The organism is Bythopirellula polymerisocia (assembly GCF_007860015.1).
Classification (GTDB): Bacteria; Planctomycetota; Planctomycetia; order Pirellulales; family Lacipirellulaceae; genus Bythopirellula; species Bythopirellula polymerisocia.
On the sequence record NZ_SJPS01000002.1, the window covers coordinates 282,859 to 299,450 of the forward strand.

General features: G+C 53.1%; 11 protein-coding genes. 7 read left to right on the forward strand and 4 right to left on the reverse strand.

The window, feature by feature from the left end:
* Positions 1-18: 18 nt before the first annotated feature.
* The 4 genes from Pla144_RS24470 to Pla144_RS07360 all read left to right on the forward strand — a co-directional run bounded on the left by Pla144_RS24470 (position 19) and on the right by Pla144_RS07360 (position 8,378).
* Positions 19-1,449, forward strand: coding sequence for a hypothetical protein (locus tag Pla144_RS24470; protein WP_197530461.1), 1,431 nt, complete (start codon positions 19-21; stop codon positions 1,447-1,449).
* Between the two features lie 52 nt (positions 1,450-1,501).
* Positions 1,502-3,568 carry a hypothetical protein gene (locus tag Pla144_RS24475; protein WP_197530462.1) on the forward strand — a complete coding sequence of 689 codons (2,067 nt, stop codon included), beginning with the start codon at positions 1,502-1,504 and terminating at the stop codon, positions 3,566-3,568.
* A gap of 558 nt (positions 3,569-4,126) precedes the next feature.
* Complete coding sequence (locus tag Pla144_RS07355; protein ID WP_146449543.1) at positions 4,127-7,864, forward strand: type II secretion system protein GspD; 3,738 nt, start codon at positions 4,127-4,129, stop codon at positions 7,862-7,864.
* Between the two features lie 97 nt (positions 7,865-7,961).
* A complete protein-coding gene (locus tag Pla144_RS07360; RefSeq protein WP_146449546.1) occupies positions 7,962-8,378 on the forward strand; it encodes a DUF423 domain-containing protein in 417 nt (138 codons plus the stop codon).
* 67 nt (positions 8,379-8,445) lie between these two features.
* Here Pla144_RS07360 and Pla144_RS07365 read toward each other — a convergent pair whose 3' ends face one another.
* Together Pla144_RS07365 and Pla144_RS07370 are read right to left on the reverse strand one after the other, a co-directional pair.
* The gene (locus Pla144_RS07365; protein ID WP_146449548.1) at positions 8,446-9,027 is read right to left on the reverse strand and encodes an RNA polymerase sigma factor; all 582 of its coding nucleotides are present in this window, start codon (positions 9,025-9,027) and stop codon (positions 8,446-8,448) included.
* Between the two features lie 191 nt (positions 9,028-9,218).
* Positions 9,219-9,482: a hypothetical protein gene (locus tag Pla144_RS07370; protein WP_146449550.1), complete on the reverse strand. Its 264-nt coding sequence runs from the start codon at positions 9,480-9,482 to the stop codon at positions 9,219-9,221.
* Between the two features lie 517 nt (positions 9,483-9,999).
* Here Pla144_RS07370 and Pla144_RS07375 point away from each other — a divergent pair.
* The 3 genes from Pla144_RS07375 to Pla144_RS07385 all read left to right on the forward strand — a co-directional run bounded on the left by Pla144_RS07375 (position 10,000) and on the right by Pla144_RS07385 (position 14,000).
* A complete protein-coding gene (locus Pla144_RS07375; protein ID WP_146449552.1) occupies positions 10,000-11,805 on the forward strand; it encodes a phospho-sugar mutase in 1,806 nt (601 codons plus the stop codon).
* A gap of 82 nt (positions 11,806-11,887) precedes the next feature.
* A complete protein-coding gene (locus tag Pla144_RS07380; RefSeq protein ID WP_146449554.1) occupies positions 11,888-13,267 on the forward strand; it encodes an excinuclease ABC subunit UvrC in 1,380 nt (459 codons plus the stop codon).
* A gap of 247 nt (positions 13,268-13,514) precedes the next feature.
* On the forward strand, positions 13,515-14,000 hold the full coding sequence (locus Pla144_RS07385; protein ID WP_146449556.1) for a division/cell wall cluster transcriptional repressor MraZ: 486 nt from the start codon (positions 13,515-13,517) through the stop codon (positions 13,998-14,000).
* Positions 14,001-14,263: 263 nt separating this feature from the next.
* On the opposite strand, the gene Pla144_RS07390 is transcribed toward Pla144_RS07385, so the two are convergent.
* Both Pla144_RS07390 and Pla144_RS07395 read right to left on the reverse strand, forming a co-directional pair.
* The gene (locus Pla144_RS07390; protein WP_146449559.1) at positions 14,264-14,668 is read right to left on the reverse strand and encodes a DUF1844 domain-containing protein; all 405 of its coding nucleotides are present in this window, start codon (positions 14,666-14,668) and stop codon (positions 14,264-14,266) included.
* Positions 14,669-14,686: 18 nt separating this feature from the next.
* Positions 14,687-16,384, reverse strand: a complete 1,698-nt coding sequence (locus Pla144_RS07395) for a CTP synthase (RefSeq protein WP_146449561.1) — start codon at positions 16,382-16,384, stop codon at positions 14,687-14,689.
* Between the last annotated feature and the right edge of the window lie 208 nt (positions 16,385-16,592).

Below are 16,592 nucleotides of genomic sequence, written 5' to 3' on the forward strand. Positions count from 1 at the left end.
TAGTGCTTGGAGTCTGTTATGGATCAAATTCGTGCCATCCTGAAAGTGATGTGGAAACAGCGATTCTGGATTCTCAGCGTCATGGCTGTGGTGATTGCGCTCGTCTGCTGGTCGATGGCAGCTAGTGATCTGGATGCCAAGTTTGCTCAGCGCAAGACGGCAATTCAAAAGGCATTCTCCGACATGCAGAGCCTCAGCGGTCAGCAGACTTATCACAACAATGACGTGATTGCCGCCGACAAGAAAGAAGTCGATATACAAAAAGTGCACGTTCTCGACTTGTGGAAGAATTTGTACGAACGCCAGCGGAGTGCGGTGCTTTCTTGGCCTAAAGAGCTAGGAGACGAATTCACTGACTACATCGATAAACGCAAGTTTGGTGATTCAATAAGCATCAAGATGCGTACTATCTATCAGAACTACATCGAAAACCGCATCGATGGACTCCTGGATATCGTCAAAGCTCAAAAGATCGAGGGCACAGCTGGAGCCGGAGGCTACGGCGGAGGAGAATTCGGTGGACGGGGGGGATATGGCGGCGAAGGTGGGCGTGGCGGCGGATATGGTGGGGAATATGGCGGCGGTGCAGCCTACCAACCTGCTGGGGCTACAGGAGCCGCTGAGGACGAAGATTATCTTGTCCAGTGGCTTGATCAGGACAACTTACGTGCGAAGCTTTTCTTCGACAAGAAACCCTCTGCAATGGAAATCTGGGTCACTCAAGAAGATTTATGGGTCTACGAAACACTGCTGAATGTGATTGCCAAGACCAACGAAGCCCGCAAGGCGACACGGCCAGACAATACTGCCGTGCGAGCGATTTTGGCCCTGGAAGTGGGGCAGGCTGCATCCTTGGCCTCAAGCCAGCCCGGAAGAGTTTATATCCCTGTAGCCAGTAGCGGCGGCATGGGCGAAGGGGGCTATGGTGGCGAGATGGGTGGCTATGGTGGCGAAGGTGGTGGATACGGTGGTAGAGGGGGCGAAGGAGGCTACGGCGGTGAATTTGGCGGTGGCATGGGTGGCTACGGTGGTGAAGGCATGGAAGGAGGAGGGGACGAGCTCTTGCTGGGCTCGCGTTATCTGGGAGAAGATGGCACTCCTTTGCCAGCGGGGGATCCAGAATCGTTTGGAACTGAATACCGGCAATTGCCCATTCGCATGAATCTCATGATGGATCAAAGATGGCTTCCCCGCCTCTTGGTCGAGTGTGCCAACTCTCCGCTTCCCATTGAAGTGAATCAAGTGCGAGTCAATCCAGACAAGTCGGAAGAAGGATTCGGACAGCAGGGTGGCATGATGGGAGGGGGCTACTCCACGAACCTTGATATCCCAGCCTCGCCGTATCTCGCCCAGGTAGAGATCAAAGGGGTTGTGTATATCTACATGCAGCCCAATGAAGAACAACTTGGTTCGCCAAGTGGGGAAATCGCAGAAGCTGAATTTCAGTGATTAAGAATACAGTTGTCTCGTATCAGAATACATCCGTAACGGAGCAATGACCATGAAGGCAAACCTCAAAGGCGGGAACGCTATCGTTCGCTTATTGCTGGCACATGGCGAAAAGCTGGGAATGATTGCGATTGTGGCGGTTGCTGGGTGGCTGCTCTGGTCGGCCATGAACGTCAGCCGACTCGAATCAGGCAAAGACCCGGCAACGCTCACGAGCAATGCTCAACAAGCGAAACAGCATATTGAGAGTTTTACCTATCAGAAAATCGCAGAAATTGCACCCGATGAAGTCCTGAAAGCCTTTCCGCCAAATCTTGATGCGATGAAGGCTCCAACGAAGCAGGATTTCCCCAATATCCCTGTCATCAATCCCCCTGTCATTCCTCCCGTCGAGCCTCGCACAGATCCGGTTCTGCTTGCCCCAGAAGATTTGGAAGTGAATCCCGATTCAGGGCTGTGGGCCTCTGCCGACCCCGACACGATCAAACAACGCCAACTCGCAGCAGCGGCCAAGCAGCAACGCGAAAAGCAGGAAGCCGCAGCCGAGCAAGAGCGAATGCAAAATGAGGGTGGTGACGAAGGGAGAGGACGTCGTCGAGGTCGAGGAAATAGGCCCGGAGAGGGAGGACCCGCAGAGGCGCCGACCCGCAGTCGCAACGACCCGTTAGTGGTCCCCCCCTCGGTAGGTATTGCCCTCCAGGGCTTCGAACAAGTGGAGCCCCAATCTTGGGTAACTGTACTGGCCAAAATTCCTGTTAAAGCCCAGCACCAGATGTACGATGATTCCCTCCTGAACGCTCGAGGTTTTCAATCAACGCGTGATATCCCTATTTATCTTGGCTATGTCATTGAACGTGCGGAAGTTACCAGCAAAGGCCAAGGGGAATGGAAGCAGATCGCCAAGGTGGTGCGAAAAACACTACAAAAAGAGCTTTCGACCTATCCAGTGAACCCTCCGGAAGTGGTAGACAGCCGCTACGTGCATCCCTTGCTTACCCATCCTTTGCCGCCATTGATTCTCAAGGAATGGGACAATCGTGTGAGCCATTCTTCAATGCCGTTGGCAGTGGAGGCCGCCTTGCTCGAGGCTGAAGAGATGGAAAAATCTGTCGAGGAGCCCTTGGAAGATGATGAAGAAGATGAAGTTGGATTTGGTAACGCACGGCTTCCCGGCAGTCAGATGGATTTGCGCGGAGGTGGTGAATTTGGCGGAATGCGAGGCATGGAGGGCGGCTATGGGGGAGGAGAATTTGGTGGACGCGGGGGTTATGGAAGTACGCGGGGTGGCGAGGGTGGATATGGTGGCATGATGGGCGGCGAGGGAGGATATGGTGGCGGTTATGGTGGAATGGGAGGTTACGGACTCGGGGCCGGTAGTGGTGTACAGATTGGCGAGTTTGTATGGGATCATAGAACCGAAAACGCGTTATTCCGCTTTTTTGACAACAGCGTCAAACCAGGCCATCGCTACCGCTATCGTGTGCAATTAGCGTTGGCAGATGTGAACAATCGAGTCTCTCTCTCTTATCTTGCCCCTTCGGTGAACCAGCGGCGGGAGTCATTATCTAAATCAGAGAAAGCCTATCGATTGACAGACTGGAGCAAGCCGAGTCCTGTGGCAAGCGTACCACTACCAGCGCGAATCTATTTGGTTAGTTCCGAGCCAGCGAAGGATACTACTTTCAACTCGCAGCCCGAGGCAGATATCCTGATAAAGGCCCTCAACAGTGAATACGCAGCGGAAATTGCAATTCAGGAAACCTTCGGTCGTGGGAGTGTGATGAATCTCTACGAAAAGGCGTTGGTTATCTGGTCCAATCTTTATAATGCGGAGCAGGACCCTACTTTCAAGCATCCTGAATTTCATTTCCGCACAGGTGCAACGGTTATTGATATGCGGGGCGGCGAAGACCTCAGCTCCCGAAATCGTGACTTGGTAGCACCTTCTCGAGTGGTCCTCATGGATGCGGCTGGGAAACTCAGTGTTCAAGAGGAGTTGAAGGATGAACCTGCCGTTAAAGAGTTCGAATTTATCCTCGAACAAGGTCGAAATGAACAGTCGAGAGGGGGTTTCCCCGGTGGCGGGGGATACGGTCGCGGAGGTCGCGGCGAGTTCTGAGTAAGAATAAATCCTCACTATTGGAGATATTCTTATTGACCACCTATCGAAGCCGATGATCTCAGCCTTTGGACAGTCAGCCATTCTTCAGAGGAAAGGAGTTCCCTACCACAGTTGCCAAAGCACTCTAAAGTGCGGTCTCCAGATTGCAAGCCTTAGCGATGCTAGCACCGGTGTCTTACGCTAATTTGTCGTGAGTACTGCAAGCTTGGTTTGCTGTGCAGGACCCTTTGGTCACGAGGCCTTGGAAATTGGTTATTCAGCTCTAGCAATAAATCGACCTTGAAGTCCCCCCGGCCAATGTGTCACAAAATTGACAAATATCCGGCCACTTCATTTCTGCACTTGACGCTCTTCTGCTTGCCAAGTATTTAACTGCCTCTCGTCTCTGAGGATTCTCGGAATCAGACGGGGAATTGTACATTTCAACCTAATCATTTGGGGTGGTATCACCTCGGCAGTAGATGTGATTCGAGCACATAGCATGATTCTATCTGCTGACGCGGTGTTGCGAGACTCGGCCACGGAACGGCCTCAGATCTCGAAAGGAGTATCGAGTTGAACCGGTTCATCAAAAGAGTTGGTTGCTGCTATTCAGTATGGGTTCTTGCCCTTTTCATTCCGGCATTACCAGCCACGGGAAAAGAATCAGGGGACGCTGCGCAAAGCAGCGCTGCGCTCTCACTGACTGACATAGACTCGTTGCTTTCGAGATCCCGTCAGGCGATGGCCCAAGGGGACTATGCCCAGGCGGATTCCCTGCTGCAGCGCGCTGAAGCAGCCAAGCCGAAATACCCCGTTTTGCACTTTGGCGACACTCCTGCGCGTGTCCGCCGGGACCTGGAAAAACTCTTGGGCGGACGACCCAACGCTTCTTCTAATTCGACGAATTCGGCCTCTGCTACTCCCAAGGGAAATCAAGTCGCCAACCCCTTCGCGAATTCTGCACAAACTGAAGCTGAAGAATTGCCTGCCTCAAACTCGAGGTACAATGATGAGGTTTCAGTCAGTACTTTTACTGCAGCCGATAGCGACACAGCAAATCAGGGAACAGATCGTGAGCAATCCAGTCGATTGCTTCTGGCAGCCCGCCAAGCACTGGTAGTTGGCGATTCGGTTCAAGCCACGAAACATTTGCAAAAGGCTCGCTCCTTCAATGTGGAGTATGCCGAATCGGAAGACTCTCCTACACGGTTAGCTCAATCCCTGGCCGAACTCCAGCAATTAGAAGCTAGCAAAGATAACTCAGCAAGTTGGAAGCACAGCTACGCCAAGTTCCTCGTCTCCCAGGGCAATGCGCTATTCGAATGGGGCGACCTGGAGAATTCTGAGCGAGCAGCCTCCGAAGCCGCAGGGCTGAATGCCTCGTTGGGAATCGAAGATACTTCTCCCTTAAAGCTGTTGAGCCGTGTTCGTGAAGCTCAGCAAGAGAAGCTCAAACTTGCGCGCGCCCAGGATGCCCAAAAAACAGAGTATTCAGGCAATGCCTCTCCTCTGCAGGGTTCAGACGCCAATCGGATGCTACTTGATCAGGCGGTTGCACCTGCCAGCGCTGCGGTACCCATTGACTTAACCCTTCCAAATTTTGAACAAGACTCCTCAGTACCGAAACTGGCGCAATTGCCGACAGACACCCCCGAGCCACTGCCGGTGACTGAAAGCCTGGCCCCCGAAATGATGGATGCCTTTGCACTTCTGCAGGAAGGTGAAATCGCATTGCGAGCTGGCGATCGCGCCCAAGCACTAAAACTGTTCCGTTTGGCTTACACCAAGCGAGGTCAGCTCGATCTCACAAATCAGCAACAGTTGCAGGACCATCTTCAAATGTTGTCCTCTGCCCCCGAGAAAAGTCCTTCGAGCCCCCCCGGAACGACGCTGCTTGACTCAACCACAAGTGGACAGATTGTTGTTGCGCGTCAGTTGGCAGCAGAAATTGGCAAGCGCCAGACGGAAGCTTCCAAACTACGCGAAACGGATCCGCGGCAGTCGCTCAGCATTTTGGAAGAAGCAGGGCAATTGGTCAGCAAGTCTGAATTGGATGAGAATACCAAGACGCAATTGCAACGGCGACTTGCGTTGAGCATCGCCGAAACAGAACGATACATCAAAGAGCATCAATCAGAAATTGAGCTGGACGAGGCCAATAATAAAGTCTTGGCTGAGGTGGATCGCCAAAGGTCCGTCAAAGTTCAGGTTCGTGAAAAAATTGCGGAAATGGTTGATCAATTCAATCGGCTGATAGACGAACACCGCTATGCAGAAGCGGAGGTGGTCGCCCAAAGACTCTATGAAATGGCTCCCGAAGAACCCGTTGCCCAGCAGGTGTGGCAAAGCTCGAAATTCATCCGTCGAGAGAAGCTCAACCGAGAGCTTAGCGATATGTCTGAAGAAGGGTTCATGAGGATTCAAGAAGGCATCAAGAGAAGTGCTGCGGAAGGACTTGTACAATCTGAAAATCCGATCACTTATGGTGAGAATTGGGCAGACATTAAGGGACGCGCAGGCTCCAGTGACCGCAACTCCTACCGCTCCGAGCGTGAACTAGAAATAGAACGCAAACTTCGTACGCCAATTCTACCCAACTACAACGATATGCCACTGACAGAAGTTGTCGATGGGTTGTCGAAAATTGCCGGCATCAACATCCATCTTGATCCCCGCGGTTTGAGCCAAGAGGGTGTGCAAAGCGATACAACCGTCTCCCTCAGCCTCGGTCGAGAGATTTCTCTCAAGAGTGCCCTGAATCTAATCCTCGAACCTTTGCATCTGACATACATGATCAAAGACGAGGTGCTCAAAATCACCAGTGAGCAGATCCGTGACGGGGATCTCATCACCCAAACCTACAACGTGGCAGACTTGGTGATCCCGATCCCCAATTTTGTGCCTAGCAACAATATGGGTTTGCAAGGGCTAATCAACGACGCTTATGCTGCGATGCCGTTTAGCAACGGTGCACGTCAGTCGGGACCCGTAGCAATGGTCCCCGGCGCTCCTGCCCAGGATGGAATGATTCCTGGCGGGGCGATGGCGCAGCAGTTCGGTGGAAACAGTCCTCCGGGTGCTTCGTCGGTGCCTTTAGGAGGCGGACCTGGCGGTCTAGGTGGTGCGGCAAATGCCGACTTCGATTCATTGATCGATCTGATCGTCACGACAGTGGAATATGATAGTTGGATGGAGAACGGCAGTGGAGAGGGAGAAATCCAACCATTCCCAACCAACTTGAGCCTCGTAATCAGCCAGACGCAAAAGGTGCACGACCAGATTCGCGATCTCCTCGAACAGCTGCGTAGACTACAAGATCTTCAGGTCACAATCGAAGTCCGCTTCATTCGCTTGCAGGATAGTTTCTTTGAGAGAATCGGCATTGATTTCGATTTCAACATTGAAGACGGGTCGAGCATCGCCAATCTCACGAACACACCGAATCCCACCTTCGAACCGAATCGAACCAGTGCAACTGTGGGTATCTCGGGCAATCCTACGAGCTTGTCCGACCCATTGCCTGACTTCACGGTCGACCTCGACATTCCCTACCGCAATAGTAGCTTTGGCCTTTCAACACCTCAGTTTGGTTCACCACAGGATGTCGGTCAGTTTGGGTTTGCCATCCTTAGTGATATTGAAGCGTTCTTTTTGATTAACGCCTCGCAAGGAGATTCACGTTCGAATATCTTGCAGGCACCCAAGGTGACGCTTTTCAACGGCCAACAGGGCATTGTGGCAGATACCGCATTACGTCCATTCGTAATCAGCGTGATCCCCGTTGTGGGAGAATTTGCCGCCGCCCAACAGCCGGTCATTGTAGTGCTCTCGGAAGGAACACTACTGACCGTCCAGGCCGTCGTCTCCGACGATCGCCGCTATGTGCGGCTCACCCTGGTGCCATTTTTCAGCCAGATTGGAGATGTCGATACCTTCACTTTCGAAGGCTCAGAGACCACTTCCGTGAGTAACAGTTCAAACTCCGGACAAGACGGGAACGATGAGCAGGAGAATGCCGCGCAGCAGGTGACTCGGAGCGGTACAACCGTCCAATTACCGACATTCCAAGTCATCACCGTTGCGACGACAGTGAGCGTCCCCGATGGGGGAACGGTCCTACTCGGTGGCGTGAAACGACTGCGAGAAGGTCGAAATGAATTTGGTGTGCCACTCTTGAGCAAGATTCCGTATGTCGATCGTTTATTCCGCAATGTGGGTATAGGTCGGGAAACTGATAGTTTGATGATGATGGTGACGCCACACATCATCATTCAAGAGGAGGAAGAGGAACGCCTGGGCATTTCGCAATAGTCGAATTGCCTGGCCGGATCACTTAGCCGATCGGAGTAGCCCGGAACGCGTTGCGGTCCGGCTAAGATGAGGTTGAGTATAGTTCCTTGCCGTTGCCATGCCTAATCATATCGCTTTGTCACTGGGAGCGCTGCTTGCCGCAGCGGCGGTTGGCTTGGGTGCCTTTGGGGCTCACGGCCTGCAAGACACTTTGCTCGAGCTAGGGCATGAAGCTGATGCGGTCAAACGTATCGACTGGTTCGAGACCGGGGTTCACTACCACCTGTACCACGCATTGGGCATCCTAATCGCGGTCTTGATTGCTGAGTTCTCCCGTCCGACACGCTGGCTGAGAATTGCTCCGCTTCTGTTTCTCATCGGAATTCTGCTCTTCAGCGGATCGCTCTATGCCATGGCACTGGCTCCGGAAGGCTGGCGCTGGCTGGGAGCGGTTGTCCCTCTAGGAGGGCTGGCCATGATTATAGGCTGGATCGCGGTGGCTTGTGGTGCGATGTCCCTCAGAGCTCCATCCTGATCAAAAGAACGAGTAGGGAACCAGCCACGTGGCCGATCCCCGACTCGAACTCGGGGGGGAGACATTTTCATACCGCTTGCAAGCACTCAAGCTCTCTGGCAAGCCGCTTTCGCGCAACGTGCAATCGTCGCTTGATTGTGCCAACCGGCGCGTCAAAGTCGTCGCTCATTTCCATGATTGATCGACCGTCCAGGTAAAACGCTACCAACGTGCTCCGGTCGAGTGACTCTAGTCGCCGCAAGCCCTTGTGCAACTGATCATGCCGTTCGATCGCCAGGAGTGAATCCAAAGGTGCGACGTTTCGGTTATCAGTGCTGTCCAGACTGTTTGGCTCGACAGCGATCGACGGAGGCCGTCTGGTAGCACGGTTGATCGCCTGTCTGACGGCGATCTGCCGCAACCATCCAGCAAACGCCGCAGGCTCCTCAAGTTGATAAAGCTTCTCGAAGGCCTTGATGAACACATCCTGGCTTACTTCGAGTGCTTCGTCGTGGTTTCGCAGGCGCTGCCAGCAGACCACATAGACCATCCGCTCAAATCGGCTTGCCAAGTCCCCGAACGCGTTGGAATCGCCCAGTTGGGCAGCGCGAACGAGGTCTTCATTGCTGGTTTCTTCAGTCTCGATATCATCCAAATACAAAGTACTCATGGTTCTCTCGTTATCTCTTAAATCTAACCGCGAGCAGTTTGGTCATTTGGGGTGACCAAATCGCAAACGGATTAAAGACCGGTGGTCATGTGGAAGGCAAATGCTGAGCAGCCATGCGCAATGTGGGCTTGGGGCTGCTAGCGGTCAGTCGAATAGTGGGGAGGCGTTGCTAGTGCCTGGGATTCCCAGATTCAGCTGACTGAGCGGTAACCCGTAACTCGCGGGTGCCGCTCCTCCTGCTTGGCTAGTGCAAAGCAGGAGGCCATGCGCATCGCGGGTTTGCCGCTGATCGCATGCCACAGTACGTCACCCAAGAGGTGTGACGTATACCACTGCAGCGTTCGTGAAGAATTGGCGCAAAGGGAGCGGAATGCTTCACGGCGAACGATCAGCGAAATACCCTGGCTAATAATTTGGATGCCGAAGGTGCTGATAGTGCTTGAAATATTACGCATGATAACCCTCGCTGCGCCGAGCGCTGCTTAGAGAGATCCGAAGGAAAAACGTCGATTTCGAGAGCAGACAAGTCGCACTTGTCGCATGCTCTGGTTATCGACCCAATAACTTGAGTTTCGCTAGCCGATTGCCTGAGGTCAAGCGAAACTTGACCGGTTTTTTCAAGATAATCGGCTCACAGACACCAGAAGGAGCCCATTCTTGGCACCAAGGTTCGCTTGTTCTCCTAGAAATTCGAGAAAAACCGGAGAGTCGTCCGACAACATCTAAACTCCTATGCTGCAATAGTTTGCGGTTAGAAGCAAATGGTCTGATCGCCAGAACAGTTGGCGATTTCGTCCAGCTAGCCTGGCGTTTTGATCGAACGACAGCAGTTCAGGGTGAATGGCAATAGAACTTCAGATTCTACAGCTCCCTCAGAGTTTGAGCTGACTGGTCTGATAGGACACCTTGGTGTAATTTGGCGTAGTTTGAATGAAGTCGTGAACTTTAAAATCTAAAGACAAGGATTATGCGATGACTGTTGCTGCTGACTTGGAACAGGTCGACAAAGCCGTTTCTGCTGACGATCTAAGTCCAGCGGCTGCAGAGAATATTCGAGCGTGGCTCACCGAATCACGCTATGCAGAATATGCTCCCCAAGTGCAAGTACACATCCAGCAGGGCAAATGGCAAGAGCTAGACGACGCTTTTTGGACCATCATCCCTTTTGGAACAGGGGGTCGGCGAGGCCGGATGTACCCCATCGGCAGCAATGCCATCAATGACCGTACGATTGGTGAGAGCGCCCAAGGACTGGCCAACTATGTGAAGTCGCAGCTTGGCGCGAATGCACCGTTGGCCTGCGCAATCGCTCACGACACTCGACATCGCTCGGAACACTTCTCTCGTCTCTGCTCCGAGATCATGGTTGCCGCGGGGTTCAAAGTGTACTACCTAAAAGGATTCCGCAGCACACCGGAACTTTCGTTTACGGTTCGCTACATGAATTGCTCCTGCGGGATCATGGTTACTGCCAGTCACAACCCACCCAGTGACAACGCCGTGAAAGCCTATTGGTCCACAGGAGGACAACTTCTCCCACCTCACGATCAAGGCGTCATTGACGAGGTTATGTCCGTTCAGCAAATCGAGCGGGTAGATTTTGACAAGGCCTTGGCTGCAGGGCAGATCATCGAATGTCAGGAAGAAGTAGACCGAGAGTTTATCGACGCTGTGGTCCAGTTGGCATCTCCCGGACCTCGAGATTTGAAAGTCGTCTATTCACCTTTGCATGGCGTGGGGGCCAGTGCTGTTAGTCCAGTGCTTGAAAAAGCAGGCTTCAAGGATGTGGAATTGTTTGCCCTGCATGCCAAGCCGGATGGAGATTTTCCCAACGTGCCGGGGCATGTCTCCAATCCTGAGAATCCCAAAGTCTTTGATTCCATTGTGGAACATGCTAAGAAAGTCGGTGCGGACCTGGCCGTGGCCACGGATCCAGACTGTGATCGCATCGGTTGCTCAGCTCCTCTTACCGCTGCGAAGGGCTCTGCCTGGGATACGCTCACCGGCAACCAGATCGGAGCACTTCTGGCGGACTATGTTTTGCAGTCGCGGCAATCGGCGGGCAAAATAACTCCCGAGAGCTTTATCATCATCACCCTCGTGACTACACAACTAACCCGTCGCATTGCAGATAGCTACGGTGTGCAAACCTTCGGTGATTTGCTTGTCGGCTTCAAATGGATTGCAGGAGTGATCGACGAACAAGGGGCCGACAATTTCCTCTTTGGCACAGAGGAATCGCACGGCTATTTGGCAGGACAGCATGTCCGCGACAAGGATGGTGCTGTCGGTTCATTACTATTGTGCGAGCTGGCTGCCCAACTCAAGGCCGAAGGGCAGACATTGCACGAAAAACTAGACGCATTGTATTGGCAACACGGGTTGCATTCGGAACGTACGGTCTCTGTCCAGATGCCTGGAAGCGAAGGGATGGATCGTATGAAGGAAGTCATGCTTCAGTTCCGCTCAGATCCACCCCGTTCATTGGCTGGTTTTGCAGTCCGACAGATGCGAAACTATCTCAACCTCGAAACTGCACTCCCCGATGGATCTAAGGAAAAACTCGTCGGCCCCCAGGGTGACTTGGTGATTCTCGACTTGGAGATCGAAGGCAATTACGTGGCAATCCGACCCAGCGGTACCGAGCCGAAGATCAAGCTCTACATGTTCACCTACGAGCCACCCGAGCAACTCGCGAATCTTGATCGTGCCAAGGAAATGCTCAACGAACGGCTCGACAAGATCGAAGCAGACATGCGCGCATTTGCGGGAGTGTGAAGGGTGTCTTGCAGTCAAGCTGAGCTTGCTCGTATTGGCTCAACTAGCCGTTTAGGGCACAGTGGCCTACGATTACCGTGCCATGGCCGAACTACCTATCGAACAATCTGGCGATAAATCCCTGCCTAAGGAACCAAAGACTCAAGCGGATTTTTTTCTGCGGGCTGCGGAGAAGGTGCGGGCGAAGTTCCCCCAATCCCCGGGCGTGTATCTCTTTCAAGATCAATCGGGCAGAGTCTTATACGTCGGCAAAGCCAAGAGCCTGCGGTCACGGGCAGGGAGCTATTTCCTCAAAGCCGCCGCCGAGGATCAGCGTACTCGTAAGTTAGTCAGAGAGATCTACGACGTTGATTTCATGGAAGCGGAGAGCGAAGTCGATGCGCTCTTGATGGAATCGCGACTGATCAAGGACATTCAGCCGCCGTTCAACAAAGAGCTTCGAGACGATAAATCGTTTCCATATTTGCAGATTACGACCCATGAAGATTTCCCCCGCATCGAGGTCACCCGCGAGCCACGGACCTCCGGCGTGAAACTCTATGGCCCTTTCACCAGCGCGGGGAGCCTGAACGGCGCGATCCAGGTACTGCAACGCGTCTTTCAGTTTCGCACTTGTTCGCTGGACATAGATGCAGAAGACGAACGTTGGCGGTGGTTTAGGCCCTGCCTGCTGGCCTCGATCAAGCAGTGCACAGCTCCTTGCAACTTGCGAATCTCCAAGGACGAGTATCGCAAAGACATCGGCCGACTGAAGAAATTCCTGGAGGGAAAACGCAAGCCGCTGCTCAAGGAAATGAAGAAGGAGATGCTGGAGGCGGCGACTGCGAAACGGTTCGAGCAGGCAGCACGTTTGCGGGACGAAATCGCGATGCTCGAATCGCTGCACGAACGGGGTGACCTCGACAAACACGTCCAGCCAGAGGTTTTTTATATCGACCCGCAAAAGGGGTTGGTGGGGCTGCAGAAAGTCCTCAAGCTAAAGGCTGTTCCACGGACGATCGAAGGGATGGACATCGCCCACCTGGGAGGTGACGAAACGGTGGCCAGTCTAGTGCAGTTTATTGACGGCATGCCCTTCAAGCCAGGTTATCGACGCTACCGCATCCGCGAAGTTGAAGGGATCGACGACTATGCGAGCATGCAGGAAATCGTTTCCCGCCGATTCGCCAAGCTTCGTGACGACACGGAGCTGTTCCCTGATCTCTTATTGATCGACGGCGGCAAAGGGCAACTTAACAGCGTGCTGAAAGCCTTCGCCTCGCTGAGTATCGAGCCCCCACAGATCATCTCACTGGCAAAAAAAGAAGAACTTATCTTCGTTCCAGGTCGCGAAACTCCTTTGCGTCTCACACGCCATTCGTTCGCCCTGCGGTTGCTTCAATATATCCGCGACGAAGCCCACCGTTTTGCCCAGCATTATCATCATCTGTTGCGGCGGAAGAAGACTTTCGACCTCGAATAGGCACCTCTCGTTGCATGGATAGCAATTCTGCTGGAATTCAAAGTAGCGGAAACTCGCTGCCATTCTGCTAATCTCACTTTTCTTCCTCTCCTGTACTTGCATGGCTCCTGAGACTTAGTAAAATCTTGCATATCAAGTGGGTATCTAACCCAATTTCTGCTTTTAAAAGCATTTTATTGGGGAAACAAGCCATAAAAGGAGTTTTGTCGTGGCGTAATCATTGCCGTCAGTCGGCTGTACCAAGTCCATGGCTGAAACCTCCGAATTGTTTCTCGGTGAATGGGCTCGGTCGATGGACGAGAGGTTTCGGTTTTCGCTCCCTGCGGAGTGGGCCGAGGCACTGACCGATGACAGCAGCGAATGCGTCTTGGCCAAGGAGCAACCCGGTTGCGTCAGCATATGGCACCCACAGGAGTGGGATAAATGGCTGAGCGAAGGGGTCTCGCTGGTCACCGGCAAGATTCGTAGCGGAAGAATTGGAGGGCGGATCAACAAAGTTCAACTCTTTGGTCGATTGCTCTCCACGCGACATAAGACAGTTCCGATAGCGGGTCGCGGGCGCATCGCGGTCCCTGACAGTTTTCGAACATTTTTAGAAGTAGAACCCGCGGGGGAATTACTGGTCGTCGGTGCCGCCGTGTGTGTTGAAGTTTGGAATCCGAATCGCTGGAGCGAGCACATCGGCACCCACATGCCAGAGTTCCGAAGATTGTTTGATGAGTTAGCAGATTAGGAAAAGCAATTAGATATTAGCTATTAGTCCTTAGCCAGAATGATCGGAAGACTTCTCTGGCTAAAGACTAACTGCTAATAGCTAACACCTATATTGTCACCATGCCCGGTCGGCACGATAGCCAATTACAACCCCTCCGTTTGTCACCCGGGTGGGAAATGCAAGTCGCATACTAACAGGCTATTGGGCCAACAGGCCGCGTACTCGTCGGCTGGGCATGGTGATTCTTTTTGGTAAGATGAGCTTAAATTGATATCCAGGCTCTACAGTTCAAGCTTTGACTTGGTCTGCTCACCAACTTGGTTCTGCAATGCGACGAACGCCATCCGAAGTTGATGGAGCAGGCCCTCTAGCATAGCTGCCTCGTCAGTGGTGAGATTTCCCTTGGTCTTGTCCTCAAGTACCTGAAGCATGTCGATCGTATAGCGAGCATGTTCAAAACTGATCGTGTACTCGTTATTGACTGGATTAGGCACCTGCCCCAGCGCGATTAAGGATTCAGAGGCAAAGGTGCTGACCAGCATCTCGAAACTCGCAGGGGGTAAGTCTTGAGTTTGAGGATCCTCTCCCCCGTCTGGCTTGGCCTGCTTGTCGTAGGAGGCTTTTTCAGCCTCTACTTGGTCTTTCCAATTTTCGTCGACAAAGATTTTCTTTTCTTCGCTCATCATGAATCTTTCTGAAATGGTTTAGCGCGCCTTGCGGAGAAATGGAACCGTTTCTTCCTCTTCCGACGACGGTTTCTCTTGAGAATTCTCGTGTGGCCGATCACCTCGGGCCTGACGGTGTTCGACAGCTGCACCGACAAAACCGGCAAAGAGCGGGTGAGATGCTGTGGGCTTGGACTGAAACTCAGGGTGATATTGAACCGCTACAAACCAGGGATGTGATGGAAATTCGATTATTTCTACCAGCGTTCCATCGGGACTTGTCCCAGCCAGCAACAGTCCCTGATCAACGAGCCGATCACGATAATCATTATTCACTTCATAGCGGTGACGGTGCCGTTCGGAAACCTGCTCGGCCGAATAGCAGGTGGCAGCATGACTCCCAGCAGCTAGTTTCGTGGGCTGGGCACCGAGTCGCATCGTACCACCCATATCGGTAATCGTTTTCTGAGCGTCCAACAGACAGATCACAGGGTGACGCGTCTCTTTGTCGAACTCAGTGGAATGAGCACCCTCCAGGCCACATACATGGCGGGCAATTTCGACTACCGCACACTGCATCCCCAGACAAATCCCAAAGAAGGGAATGTTTTTCTCCCGGGCATAGCGAATCGCGGCGACCTTCCCCTCAATGCCCCGCTCGCCGAAACCACCGGGGACCAAGAGGCCATCAAAACCCGCGAGCAGTTTCTCGGCACCCTCGTCTTCGACATCTTCGCTACGAATGCGGGCTAGCCGAATCTGGGCTCCATTAGCCATTCCAGCATGATCGAGTGCTTCGTAAATCGACTTGTAGGCGTCTCGGTGTTCGGCATATTTCCCCACGACGGCGATGCTTACTTCGCAGTCGGGATTGCGAAGTCGCTTGAGCAGATTTCGCCAATCCTCAAGGTCGGGCTCTGGCGTTTGCAGGCCAAGTTTGCGGCAGATCAAGCCATCCAGGTTGTTGTCCAGCAAGCTCAAGGGGACCTCGTAAATGGAAAAATCCTTATCTCGCTCTTCGATCACAGCTTCCAGCGAAATGTTGCAGAACAGGGCGATTTTCTCTCGGTCTTCACGGCTGATAGGCTGTTCGGTGCGGCAGATTAGAACATCGGGCTGGATACCGATCTCGCGAAGCTGTCCTACCGAGTGCTGAGTCGGCTTGGTTTTGAGTTCCCTGGCGGCCTTTAAGTAGGGAACCAGCGTAAGATGCAGATACAGGCAGTTTTCTTTGCCCACATCGAGAGCGAACTGGCGAATCGCCTCCAAGAACGGCAAGCTCTCGATGTCGCCCACAGTCCCGCCTATTTCTGTGATGACTACGTCGACTCGCTCATCGGTATCCTTGGCTACCTTGTGGATGACCGACTTGATTTCATTGGTGATGTGCGGGATCACCTGCACGGTTTTTCCCAGGAATTCGCCACGCCGTTCCTTGTTGATGACCGACTGATAAATTTGGCCGGTGGTATAATTCGAGTCGCGGGTGAGTGGAGAGCTAGTAAATCGCTCGTAATGGCCCAGATCGAGGTCGGTCTCACTGCCATCGTCCAGCACGTAGACTTCGCCGTGTTGGTAGGGGCTCATCGTGCCAGGATCGACGTTGATATAGGGATCAAGCTTCTGCATCCGCACGCTCAAACCCCGCCTTTCCAACAACATCCCGACCGACGCGCTAGTGAGCCCTTTTCCTAAGGAGCTGACAACACCACCGGTGACAAAAATGTGTTTGGTCATGATTTTGATCTACCTTCCTGGCTGGCAATTGACCACGGCATCGCTTACCGGGTCAGGGGTCCCTGCAAGTGTGCATCTTAGCGAATTGCTAGCGGACTGGGGAGGGTCCCGTGGGGCAACCTTCCAGGCAGCCAATCGAGGCACGAAGCCTACAGCACAAAACTGGCCAATGCTATCCACGGCAGGTAGAATAGGGTGCGATCTACAT